This window comes from Actinomadura gamaensis (assembly GCF_042652125.1).
GTDB lineage: Bacteria > Actinomycetota > Actinomycetes > Streptosporangiales > Streptosporangiaceae > Spirillospora > Spirillospora gamaensis.
In genome coordinates this window covers 915,151-928,178 of sequence record NZ_JBHSIT010000002.1, presented here as the reverse complement: position 1 = coordinate 928,178, position 13,028 = coordinate 915,151, and the positions used below count along the sequence as shown (strand labels likewise).

The 13,028-nt window shown below is 75.7% G+C and carries 3 protein-coding genes; all 3 read left to right on the top strand.

The genetic code is table 11. From position 1 onward, the window contains the following. Positions 1–184: 184 nt before the first annotated feature. The 3 genes from ACFPCY_RS09720 to ACFPCY_RS09710 are packed head-to-tail and all read left to right on the top strand — an operon-like array spanning position 185 to position 13,027. Entirely contained in the window at positions 185–1,804 is a 1,620-nt protein-coding gene (locus tag ACFPCY_RS09720) for an AMP-binding protein (protein ID WP_378253471.1), read from the top strand. Positions 1,805–1,835: 31 nt separating this feature from the next. After that, positions 1,836–12,467, top strand: a complete 10,632-nt coding sequence (locus tag ACFPCY_RS09715) for an SDR family NAD(P)-dependent oxidoreductase (RefSeq protein WP_378253469.1) — start codon at positions 1,836–1,838, stop codon at positions 12,465–12,467. Next, complete coding sequence (locus ACFPCY_RS09710) at positions 12,464–13,027, top strand: FcoT family thioesterase (protein WP_378253467.1); 564 nt, start codon at positions 12,464–12,466, stop codon at positions 13,025–13,027. The genes ACFPCY_RS09715 and ACFPCY_RS09710 overlap by 4 nt, the downstream gene beginning before the upstream one ends. The last annotated feature ends 1 nt before the right edge of the window (position 13,028 follow it).

The following is a 13,028-nucleotide window of genomic DNA, read 5'->3' as shown; positions in this document are numbered from 1 at the left end:
TTTTCGTTGCGTAGCATCCGGAAGTCCATTGTTGGCGGTCAGTCTCGCCGCGCCTCCGAGCGGCCGATAACCCCTAGTGCCCCCTAACCCCGGGCGCCCGCCGTCAGGGGTGGTTGTGGGGCCGCGAACAGCCCTGTTAGAAAAACTCCCGTATTCGATGCGAAGGCCGAATCGGAGGGTGGGCATGAGCCCGAATGGAGCGCGTCCGGCCCGGGCGCATGCCGGCACGCGTCCGGCTCGGGCGCACGCCGCGGTGGACAACCTGCGGAGCCATCTGCTGGCCGCCGCCCGGACGGCCCCGGAGCGTCCGGCCGTGGTCCAGCCGGCGCCGGGAGGCGGCGTCGAGACCGTCACCTACGGCGAGCTGGAGCGCCGCGCCGACCTGCTCGCCGCGGATCTCGACGCGCTCGGCCTGGACGTCGGCGACCGGGTGATCCTGGAGGCCGACAACGGCGCGGACGCCGTCGCGGCGCTGCTCGCCTGCGCGACCGTGGGCGTGGCGTTCATTCCGGCGAGCCCCGAGACCCCCGACGAGCGGCTCCAGACGATCATCGAGTCCGCCCGGCCCGCGCTGCACCTCCAGGCGGCGGACGGCGAACGCACCGGCGTCCCCGGCTCCGTCGGAACCGCCCGGTTCGACGCGTCCGGCCTGACCGTCGAGCGCGCGCCCGCCCCGCGGGTGCGCCGGCGCCGCGTCGTGACGCCGGTCGACACCGCGTACATCATCTTCACCTCGGGCACGACGGGCCGTCCCAAGGGCGTGGTGATGAGCCACCGCGGCGTCATCGCGTTCCTGCGCGGCGCCGAGGCCGAGGGGCTGATCACCGCCGGCGACCGGGTGGCGAGCACCTCGCCGCTCCAGTTCGACTTCGCGCTGTTCGACATCGGGTTCGCGCTGAGCCACGGCGCGGCGCTCGTCCCCGTCCCGCGCGACCGGCTGAACTGGCCGCGCCGCTTCGCCGCGTACCTGCGCGAGACGGGAGCGACGCAGGTCAACGGCGTGCCGTCCATCTGGCGGCCGGTGCTCAGGCACGATCCGGGCGTGCTGGCCGAGCTGGGCGGGAACGGGCTGCGCGGCATCCTGTTCTCCGGCGAGGACTTCCCGCTGGACGAGCTGCGCGGCCTCCAGAAGCTGCTCCCCGAGGTCCGCTTCACCAACGCCTACGGCGCGACCGAGACCATGGCCGCGTCGTTCACCCGCGTCCCGAACCCGCTGCCCGCCGGCGTCGACCGCCTGTCGATCGGCCACGCCTTCGCCGGCGCCGAGATGACGCTCGTCGGCGCCGACGGCGGACCCGTGGACGAGCCCGGCGAGGTCGGCGAGATCCACCTGCACACGCCGTCGCTGTTCTCCGGCTACTGGGACGACCCCGACGCCACCCGCCGGGCCGTGGTCCCCGACCCGCTCGACCCCGGGTCGGGACGGCTCGTCTTCAAGTCCGGGGACCTCGCCTCGCGCGGCCCGGACGGCGAGCTGTACTTCCGCGGACGCGCCGACTCGCAGGTGCAGATCCGCGGCAACCGCGTCGAACTCGGCGAGATCGAGCGCCGCATCGGCGAGTTCCCCGGCGTCACCGGGGCCGTGGTGCTGCTCGTGCCGCGCCCGGGCGACGACCCCCGCCTGCACGCCTTCGTCACGCACGGACCGGACGCCGCCCCCGAGACCAGGGAGCTGGTGACGTTCTGCCGCGCCGCGCTGCCCGGCTACATGATCCCGCAGGGGGTGCACGTCGTCCCCGAGTTCCCGCTGACCACCAACGGCAAGGTCGACCGCGCCGCCCTGACCGCCCTCGCGGCGTCCTGACCCGATCACCTCTGACCTGCGGAGTTCACACATGACCGAGCCGGGGACCGCCGCGCTGCTGGACCTCGTGCTGGCACAGGCCGCCGCCGTGCTGCGCGACGCCGATCCGGGCGCCCACGACGGCCGCGGGGCCGCCGAGGGCGCTCCCGCCGCCGACCGCGAGGCGGCCGTGGCCGCCGACCGCCCCTTCCTCGAAGCGGGCCTGGACTCGCTGGGCCTCGTGCAGCTGCACCGGCGGCTCGGCGCGGAGCTGGCCGGACGCCTCGACGCCGAGCTGCCCGTCACGATCGCGTTCGACCATCCGACGCCCGCCGCGCTGGCCCGGCACCTGGCCGCCGTCCTCGGCGGGACCGCGGACGCGCCCGACGAGGCCGCCGCGGCGCGGCCGGTCGCGGCACGGTCCGTCCGCGACGACGAGCCGATCGCGATCGTCGGGATCGGCTGCCGCTTCCCCGGCGGCGTCACCGGCCCGGACGAGCTGTGGCGGCTGCTCGACGACGGCACGCACGTGCTCACCGACTTCCCCGCCGACCGCGGCTGGGACCTCGACCGACTCTACGACCCCGACCCGTCCGCGACCGGGAAGAGCTACGTGCGGCGCGGCGGGTTCATGCCGGACGCCGCCGACTTCGACGCCGGGTTCTTCCAGATCAGCCCCAAAGAGGCGCTGGCCATGGACCCGCAGCAGCGGCTTCTGCTGGAGACCTGCTGGGAGGCGCTGGAGCGGGCCGGGATCGATCCGGGCCGCCTGCGCGGCACGCCGTCCGGCGTGTTCATCGGCGTCGAGCCGCACGAGTACGGCCCGCGCGCGCACGAGGCCCCGGACGGCATCGACGGCTACGTCATGGCGGGCAACCTGCCCAGCGTCGTGTCCGGACGCGTCGCCTACACGCTCGGCCTCGAAGGCCCGACGCTCACCGTGGACACCGCGTGCTCGGGCTCGCTGACCGCGCTGCACCTGGCCGTCCAGTCGCTGCGGCGCGGCGAGTGCGGCCTGGCGCTCGCGGGCGGCGTGACCGTGATCTCCAGCCCGGGGACGTTCACCACGTTCAGCCGCCAGCGCGGGCTGGCGCCGGACGGCCGGATCAAGGCGTTCGCCGCGTCCGCCGACGGGACCTGCTTCGCCGAGGGCGCCGGGGTGTTCGTGCTGGCCCGGCTCTCGGACGCGGTCCGCGAGGGGCGTCCGGTGCTCGCCGTCGTCCGCGGCACCGCGATCAACCAGGACGGCGCGAGCAACGGCCTCACCGCGCCCAACGGCCTCGCCCAGCAGCGCGTCATCCGCTCCGCGCTCGCCGACGCCGGACTCACCCCCGGCGAGGTGGACGCGGTCGAGGCGCACGGCACCGGCACCACGCTCGGCGACCCCATCGAGGGCCGCGCGATCGTCAACGTCTACGGGCGCGCCCACACGCCGGACGCGCCGCTGTGGCTCGGCTCGGTGAAGACCAACATCGGGCACACCGGCGCCGCCGCCGGGGCCGCCGGTGTGATCAAGATGGTCCAGGCGATGCGGCACGGCCGCCTGCCCCGGACCCTGCACGTGGACGAGCCGACCCCGCACGTCGACTGGTCGGCCGGGACCGTCCGGCTGCTCACCGAACCCGCCGCGTGGGAGCCCGGGGACGCGCCGCGCCGCGCGGGCGTCTCGTCGTTCGGCGCGAGCGGCACGAACGCGCACGTCATCATCGAGGAACCGCCCGCGCAGGAACCGTCCGCGCAGGAGCCGTCCGCGCAGGACGCGCCCGCGCAGGAGCCGTCCGCGCAGGTCGCGTCCGCGCAGGACGCGCCCGCGCAGGGAGACGACGGCCGCATCGTCCCGGTCGTCGTCTCGGCCCAGGGCGAGGACGCGCTGCGCGGTCAGGCCGAACGTCTCCTGACCGTCCTGGACGACACGTCCCCGCGAGACCTGGCGTACTCGGCCGCGACCACGCGCGCCGCGCTCCGCGACCGCGCGACGATCACCGCCGCCGACCGGGAGGAGCTGCGCCGCGCGCTCACCGCGCTCGCCGCCGGCGGGACCGCGCCGGGCCTGGTCACCGGCTCGACGCTCGCCGACCGGGGCCGGACCGCGTTCCTGTTCACCGGCCAGGGCAGCCAGCGGCCCGGCATGGGCCGCGAGCTGGTCCGCGCGTTCCCGGCGTTCGCGAAGGCGCTGCAGGACGCCGCCGACCACCTGGACGTCCACCTGGACGAGCCGCTCGGCGACGTGCTGTTCGCCGAGCCCGGCACGCCGCACGCCGGGCTGCTCGACCAGACCCGGTACGCGCAGGCCGCGCTGTTCGCGATCGAGGTCGCGCTGTTCCGGCTGCTGGAGTCGTGGGGCGTCACGCCCGACCACCTGCTCGGCCACTCGATCGGCGAGATCGCCGCCGCGCACTGCGCCGGAGCGCTGAGCCTCGCGGACGCGGCGCTCCTCGTGGGCGCGCGCGGGCAGCTCATGCAGGAGCTCCCGTCCGGCGGGGCGATGGTCGCCGTCCAGGTCACCGAGGACGAGGTCGCCCCCTACCTGACCGACCGGATCGGCATAGCGGCCGTGAACGGCCCGACGTCGGTCGTGCTCTCGGGCGACGAGGACCTCGTGCTCGCCGCCGGCCGGCGCTTCACCGAGCAGGGCCGCAAGACGCGCCGCCTGCGCGTCTCGCACGCCTTCCACTCCGTCCTGATGGACCCGATGCTCGACACCTTCCGGAGCATCGCCGAGACCCTCGACCACGCGCCGCCGCGCATCCCGGTCGTGTCGAACCTGACCGGTGAGCCGGTCGAGGCGTTCGACGCGGAGTACTGGGTGCGGCACGTCCGCGAGGCCGTCCGGTTCGCCGACGGGATGCGCCGCCTGGACGAGGCGGGCGTCACCACCTACCTCGAACTCGGGCCGGACGCCGTCCTGTCCGCGCTCGGCCGCGACTGCATCGACGGCGACGCCGCCTTCGCCGCCCTCCTGCGCGACGGGCACGGCGAGGAGCGGCAGGCCGTCACGGCGCTCGGCCTCGCGCACGCGCGCGGTGTCTCCGTCGACTGGGAGGCCTTCTTCGCCGGACGCGGCGCGCGCCGCGTCGCCCTGCCCACCTACGCCTTCCAGCGCCGCCGGTACTGGCTGGACGCCGGGGACCGTCCCGGCGCGGTCGGGCACCCGCTGCTCGACACGGCCGTGAGCCTCGCGGGCAGCGACGGGCTCGTCCTGACCGGCCGCCTGTCGCCGCGCTCGCAGGGCTGGCTCGCCGACCACGTCATCGGCGGGTCGCTCGTGCTGCCCGGCACCGCGTTCGTCGAGCTGGCGATCCGCGCCGGGGACGAGGCGGGCCATCCCGTCCTGGACGAGCTGACCCTGGAGACGCCGCTGCCGCTCGCCGCCGACGCGACCACCGAGATCCAGGTGGTCGTCGGCGCGCCGGACGCGACCGACCGCCGCCCGGTCGAGATCTTCTCGCGTCCGTCCGGCGGCGACGGGTCGTGGACGCGGCACGCGTCCGGCCTGCTCGCCGAGCAGTCGGAGTCGGTTCCGGTCCCGCTCACCCAGTGGCCGCCCGCCGGCGCCGAGCCGCTCGACGTGGACGGCCTGTACGAACGGCAGGCCGAGCAGGGCTACGCCTACGGGCCCGCGTTCCAGAACGTCCGGGCCGCGTGGCGGCGCGGGGACGAGGTGTTCGCCGAAGTCGTCCTCAACGGCGAGGCCGACCGCTTCGGCCTGCACCCGGCGCTGCTGGACGCGTCGCTGCACGCCGCCGAGGGCCCCGACGACGGCCGGGTGCGGCTGCCGTTCGCGTGGGTGGGCGTGGAGCTGCACGCGTCCGGCGCGTCGTCCGTGCGCGTCCGCGTCGCGCCCGCCGGGCCGTACGCCGTCTCGGTCGATCTCGCCGACGACACGGGCGCGCCGGTCGCCACGGTCCGGTCGCTGGTGCAACGGCCTGTCGATGCGGACGGGCTCCGGTCCTCGGAACGGCGCGGCGGCTCGCTGCTGCGCGTCGAGTGGGCCGACGCGCGCGTCCGCGAAGCGGCCGAAGCCGACGACTTCGAGATCGCGTACGTGCCCGAGCGGTTCGACGGCACGCCCGCCGAAGCCGCGCAGGCGGCGACGCTGCACGTCCTCGACCTGCTTCAGAGTGCGTTGCGCGATGAGACGCGGCTCGCGGTCGTCACCCGGAACGCGTTCGGCGGCATGACGCTCGCGCCGGTGTGGGGGCTCGTCCGCGCGGCGCAGGCGGAGAACCCCGACCGGTTCGTCCTGGTCGACACCGACCGCGACGTTCCCGAGCACGAGCTGCGGGCCTCCCTCGCCTCCGGGGAGCCCCAGCTCGCCCACCGGGACGGCACCGTGCGCGTTCCGCGCCTGGCCCGGACGCCCGCCGCGGACGGCCCGTCCCCGTGGAGCCCGGACGGCACCGTCCTCATCACCGGCGGGACGGGCGGACTCGGCGGACTGGTCGCCCGGCACCTGGCCGCGGAACACGGCGTCCGGCACCTGCTCCTCACCGGACGCCGCGGACCCGACGCCCCCGGCGCGTCCGAACTCGCCGCCGAGCTCACCGCGCTCGGCGCGGCCGTGACGATCGCCGCGTGCGACGTCGCCGACCGCGACGCCCTCGCCGCGCTGATCGGCGCGATCCCCGCCGAGCACCCGCTGACCGGCGTCGTGCACACCGCCGGGGTCGTCGCGGACGGCCTGACCGCTTCGCTCACCCGCGAGCAGGTCGAAACGGTCTTCCACGGCAAGGCGGACGGCGCGTGGCACCTGCACGAGCTGACCCGCGACCTGCCGCTGACGGCGTTCGTGTTGTTCTCCTCCGCCGCCGGAACCCTGGAGTCGGCCGGCCAGGGCAACTACGCCGCCGCCAACGCCTTCCTCGACGCCCTCGCCGCGCACCGCGCGCAAGAGGGTCTGCCCGCGACGTCCCTCGCCTGGAACCTGTGGGCGGGCGACGTCGGCATGGGCGCGCTCCTGGATGAGGTCACCCTCCGTCGCGCCGAGCGTTCGGGGCTGCCCGCGCTCAGCCCGGAAGAGAACCTGGCGCTGTTCGACGAGGCGCTCCGAACCGGCGTGCCCGCGCTCGTCCCGCTGCGCTACGACGCCGCCGCGCTCCGGGCGCGTCCGGACGGGGTGCCGCCGATGCTGCGCGGCCTGGTCCGCGCACCCGCGCGCCGCGCGACGGCCGCCGCCGCTCGGGACACCGGCGGCGGGACGCTCGCCGACCGGCTGAGCGGCGTCGCCGAGGCCGACCGCGACCGGATCGTCCTGGACCTCGTGCGCGGACGGGTCGCCGCCGTCCTCGGCCACGACGGCGCGTCCGCGATCGACCCGCGCCGCGCGTTCAGCGACCTCGGCTTCGACTCGCTCGCCGCCGTCGAGCTGCGCAACGCGCTCGGCACCGCGACCGGCCTCCGGCTCACCTCGACCCTGATCTTCGACCACCCGACGCCGCGCGCCCTGGCCGACCACCTGCTGGAGAAGGTCCGGGGAGCGAGCGCGCCGGCGCGGACCGAGCGGCCCGCACGACCCATCGCGGACGAGCCGATCGCGATCGTCGGGATGGCCTGCCGCTACCCGGGCGGCGTCACGTCCCCCGAGGAGCTGTGGCGGCTCGTCGCGGACGGCGCCGACGCCATCACCGAGTTCCCCGGCGACCGCGGCTGGAACCTGGACGAGATCTACGACCCGGAGCCCGGCCGGTTCGGCACCACCTACGTCCGCGAGGGCGGGTTCCTGCACGACGCCGCCGACTTCGACCCCGGCTTCTTCGGCGTCAGCCCGAAGGAGGCCCTGGCCATGGACCCGCAGCAGCGGCTGCTGCTGGAGATCGGCTGGGAGGCCCTCGAACGCGCGGGGATCGACCCGAGCAGCCTGCGCGGCAGCGCGACCGGCGTGTTCGCCGGGGTGATGTACCACGACTGGGCGCTGCGCCTCGGGAGCATCCCCGAGGACGTCGCGGGCTTCATCGGCAACGGCAGCGCGGGCAGCGTCGCGTCCGGACGCGTCGCCTACACGCTCGGCCTCGAAGGCCCGGCCGTCACCGTTGACACCGCGTGCTCGTCGTCGCTGGTCGCGCTGCACTGGGCGATCCAGGCGCTGCGCGCGGGGGAGTGCGGCCTTGCGCTCGCGGGCGGCGTGACCGTCATGGCGACACCCGAGACGTTCGTCGACATGAGCCTTCAGAGCGGCCTGGCCGCCGACGGACGCTGCAAGGCGTTCGGGGCCGCCGCCGACGGCACCGGCTGGGGCGAGGGCGCGGGCATGCTGCTGCTGGAGCGGCTGTCGGACGCGCGCCGCAACGGCCGTCCGATCCTCGCGGTCGTGCGGGGCAGCGCGGTCAACCAGGACGGCGCGTCCAACGGGCTGACCGCGCCGAACGGGCCGTCCCAGCAGCGCGTGATCAGGCAGGCGCTCGCGGCCGGGGGCCTCGCGCCCGCCGACGTGGACGCCGTCGAGGGCCACGGCACCGGCACCACCCTCGGCGACCCGATCGAGGCGCAGGCGCTCATGGCCACCTACGGGCAGGACCGCGCGGGCGACCCGCTGTGGCTCGGCTCGGTCAAGTCGAACATCGGGCACACGCAGGCCGCCGCCGGCGTCGCGGGCGTGATCAAGATGGTCGAGGCGATGCGGCACGGCACGCTGCCGCGCACGCTCTACGCCGACGACCCGTCCCCGCACATCGACTGGACCGAGGGCGCGGTCGAGACGCTGACCGAGGCCCGCCCCTGGCCCGCGCTGGGCCGTCCGCGCCGCGCCGGCGTCTCGTCGTTCGGCGTGAGCGGCACCAACGCACACGTCGTCCTGGAGGAGGCCCCGCCCGCGGGCGCGCCCGAGCCGCGCGGCACCCGTCCGCCGGTCGTGCCGCTGAACCTCTCGGCCGCCTCGCCGGACGCGCTGCGCGCCCAGGCCGCCCGCATCGCGACGCTCCTCCGCGACGGCGCGGACGGCGACGGCGCGGACGGCGACGGCGCGGACGGCAACGGGATGGACGAGGTGGACGTCGCCGCGTCGCTCGTCCGGGGCCGCGCGGCGCTGGAGCACCGCGCCGTGATCGTGGACGCCGGCCGGGACGGCCTGCTCGCCGGGCTCGACGCGCTCGCGGCGGGCGACGCGTCCGACCGCGTCGTCCGGGGCACGCCGCGCGGCGACGACCGGGCCGTGTTCGTCTTCCCCGGCCAGGGCTCGCAGTGGCAGGGCATGGGCGTCGAGCTCCTGGAGCACTCGCCCGCCTTCGCCGCCCGCCTCGCCGAATGCGCCAAGGCCCTCGAACCGTACGTCGAATGGGACCTGCTCGACGTGCTGCGCGGCGCGGACGGCGCCCCCTCGCTCGACGCCGTGGACGTCGTCCAGCCCGTCCTGTGGGCGGTGATGGTGTCGCTGGCCGAGGCGTGGCGCGCGGCCGGGGTGGAGCCGTCCGCCGTCGTCGGGCACTCGCAGGGCGAGATCGCCGCCGCGTGCGTCGCCGGGGGCCTGTCCCTGGCGGACGGCGCGCGCGTCGTGGCCCTGCGCAGCCGGATCATCCGCCGAGAGCTGGCCGGGAGCGGCGGCATGATGTCGGTCGCGCTGCCCGCCGGCCGCGTCGCCGAGCACCTCGCCGATTTCGGCGGACGCCTCCAGCTCGCCGTCGTCAACGGCCCCGGTTCGGCCGTCGTCGCGGGCGACCCCGATGCCCTGGACGATCTGCGGACCCGCCTCGAAGCCGAGGACGTCCGCGTGCGGCGCATCCCCGTCGACTACGCCTCGCACTCGGCGTTCGTGGAGCGGATCCGCGACAGCATCCTCACCGAGCTGGACGGCCTGGCGCCGGCGACGGCGTCCGTGCCGTTCTACTCGACCGTCACCGCCGCGCCGCTCGACACCGCGGCCCTGGACGCCGAGTACTGGTACACGAACCTGCGGCGGACCGTCCGGTTCGAGGAGACCACGCGCGCGCTGCTCGCGGACGGCTTCGAGATCTTCGTCGAGGCCAGCCCGCACCCGGGCCTCCTGCTCGGCCTGGAGCAGACCGCCGACGACGCCGGGGCCGGCGCCGCGCTCGTCGGCACCCTCCGCCGGGACGAGGGCGGACCGCGCCGCTTCACCACCGCGCTCGCCGAAGCGTACGTGCGCGGCGCGACGGTCGACTGGGAGACGGTGTTCGCCGGGACCGGCGCCCGACGCGTCGATCTCCCCACCTATCCCTTCCAGCGCAGACGCTACTGGCTGGACGTCCCGGCGCGGACCGGCGACGCGTCCGGCGTGGGGCAGGTCGCGGCCGGGCACCCGCTGCTCGGCGCGGCCGTCCCGGTCGCCGGAACCGGGGGAGTGCTGCTCACCGGCCGCCTCTCGCTCGCCGCGCAGCCCTGGCTCGCCGACCACGTCGTCGGCGGAGCCGCGATGTTCCCCGGCACCGGTTTCGTCGAGCTGGCCGTCCGCGCGGGCGATGAGGCAGGACGCGGCCGGATCGCCGACCTGACCCTGGAGGCCCCGCTCGTCCTGCCCGAGCGCGGCGGCGTCGCGATCCAGGTCGCCGTGGACGCCGACCTGCGCACCGTCACGATCCACTCCCGCCCCGAGGACGCGCCCGCGGACCGTCCCTGGACCCGGCACGCCGTCGGCCGCCTCGCCGGCGCGCTGCCCGAACCGCCCGCCGGGGCCGAGGCGTGGCCGCCCGAGAACGCCGAGCAGATCGACCTGACCGGCTTCTACGAGGGGACGGACGGCCTCGCCTACGGCCCCGCGTTCCAGGGGATGCGCTCGGCGTGGCGGCGCGGGGACGAGGTGTTCGCCGACCTCGTCCTCGACGCCGACCCGAGCGGGTTCGGCCTGCATCCCGCGCTGCTGGACGCCGCGCTGCACGCCACCGCCCTGCTCGCCGACGACCCCGGCCGGGTCACCCTCCCGTTCGCCTGGACGGGCATCGACCTGCACGCCGCCGGAGCCGCCGCGCTCCGCCTGCGCATGACCCGGCTCGCCGAGGACGAGGTCGCGCTGCGCCTCACCGACACCTTGGGCCGCGTCGTCGCGTCGGTCGAGTCGCTCGTCCTGCGACCGGCCGCGTCCGCCGCAACCGACACCACGCACGACGCGCTGTTCGAACTCACCTGGACACCCGCCGAGCGAAGCGGCTCCGCGCCCGCCTCGGTCGTCCACCGCACCAACGCCGGGACGGCGGCCGAGGCCGTCCACGCGGAGACCGTCTCCGCGCTGGAGACCGTCCAGGCATGGCTTGCCGGCGACCGGGACGACGCGGTTCTCGCCGTCGTCACGCGCGGCGCGGTCCAGGTCCGCGACGAGGACGTCACCGACCTCGCCGGAGCCGCCGTCTGGGGCCTCGTCCGCAGCGCGCAGACCGAGAACCCCGGCCGGATCGTCCTCATCGACACCGGCTCCAGTGACGAGCAGGCCGACATCGACGCGGCGCTCGCGACCGGCGAACCGCAGATCGCGATCCGCTCCGGCGTTCCGTACCGTCCGCGCCTGACCCGCGTCACCGGCGGGCGGAGCGGCAAGCCCGCGACCGCCTTCGGCGACGGGACGGTCCTGATCACCGGCGGCACCGGCACGCTCGGCGCGCTCGTCGCCCGGCACCTGGTCACCCGGCACGGCGTCACCGACCTGCTGCTGACCAGCCGCCGGGGCTCGGACGCGCCCGGCGCGTCCGAGCTGGCCGCCACGCTCACCGTCCTGGGCGCGCGCGTCGAGATCGCCGCCTGCGACGCCGCCGACCGCGACGCCCTCGCGACCCTGCTCAAGGGCCGCACGCTCACCGGCGTCGTGCACACCGCGGGCGTCCTGGACGACGGCGTCCTCGCCTCGCTGACGCCCGACCGCCTGGCGGCCGTCCTGCGGCCCAAGGTGGACGCCGCGCTCCACCTGCACGACCTCACCGCCGACCAGGATCTGACCGCGTTCGTCCTGTTCTCCTCGGCGGCGGGCGTCACCGGAGGCGCGGGCCAGGCCAACTACGCCGCCGCCAACGCCTTCCTCGACGGACTCGCCGCGCACCGCCGCGCGAACGGCCTGCCCGCGCAGTCCCTCGCCTGGGGCCTCTGGGCCGAGGCCAGCGGCATGACCGGAGCCCTGGACGACGCCGACCTCGCCCGGATGAAGCGCGACGGCGTCCTGCCCATCGCGTCCGGCGACGGCCTGGCCCTCCTGGACGCCGCCGGAGCCCTCGACCACGCGTTCCTCGCGCCCGTCCGGCTGGACCTGACCGGAATGTCGCGTGCTGACGTTCCGTATCCGCTGCGGGACCTGGTGCGCGGCCCGGCCCGGCGCGTCCTCGACGCCGCCGCGCCCGCCGAACCCGCGGACGGCTGGCGCGACCGGCTCGCCGCGATGGCCCCGGCCCGCCGCGAGCAGGCGCTACTGGACGCCGTCCGCGCCCGGGCCGCCGCCACCCTCGGCTACGGCGGCCCGGACGAGGTCGATCCCGAGCGGTCCTTCCGCGACATGGGCTTCGACTCGCTCGCCGCCGTCCAGTTCCGCAACGGCCTCGGCGAGACCGTCGGCGAGCGCCTCCCCGCGACCCTCGTCTTCGACCACCCGACGGCCCTCGCCCTGACCCGCCACCTCCTGGACGAGCTGTTCCCCGAGGTTCCGGAGGCCGCGCCGCCCGGCGCGGACCCCGAGCCCGACCCGACCGAAGAGTTCCAGACCATGAGCGTGGCCGACCTGCTGCGCGCCGCGCAACGATCAGGAGAGACCGCATGACCGAGCTGCTCGACCACACCGGACAGCGCGTCTACCCCACCGACGACGAGCTGCTGCGCCGCGTGCTGACCCCCTACCGGTCCAAGCGCTGCGAGTACCTGACCTCGATCGAGATCACCCTCACCGGGGACCCGCTCGACGGCGGCCGGCTCGTCGGGGCCTGCACGTTCGAGATCCCCGAGTCCTGCTACATCGACGACACCGGGCACTTCAACTCGGTCGAGTTCAACATCTGCTTCAACCAGATGGCCTACTACCTGATGGCCAAGGCGGTGAAGGAGTCGATGATCGAGCCGTTCTCGCGCTGGACGCTGGAGGAGTTCTGGACCCGCCAGCTCGGCGACGTGTTCATCACCGACTTCAAGAGCGCGTTCCGCGCGTCCATGCGCGGGCGGTTCTTCCACGGCGAGATCGAGGTCGCCGACATCGCCGAGTGGGACGGCACGGACCTGCGCGACCCGCTCGTCATCCTGCGCACCAAGTGCCGCTACTGGGACGAGCACGGCGGCGACAGCCACGGCGAGGTCGCCGCCGCCATCACCAACCCGCCCGCCGTCTGAT

What these genes read in the sequence shown, in the direction of transcription:
- ACFPCY_RS09720 (WP_378253471.1), top strand. Translation starts at nt 185, where the DNA reads ATGAGCCCGAATGGAGCGCGTCCGGCCCGGGCGCATGCCGGCACGCGT.
- ACFPCY_RS09715 (WP_378253469.1), top strand. Translation starts at nt 1,836, where the DNA reads ATGACCGAGCCGGGGACCGCCGCGCTGCTGGACCTCGTGCTGGCACAG.
- ACFPCY_RS09710 (WP_378253467.1), top strand. Translation starts at nt 12,464, where the DNA reads ATGACCGAGCTGCTCGACCACACCGGACAGCGCGTCTACCCCACCGAC.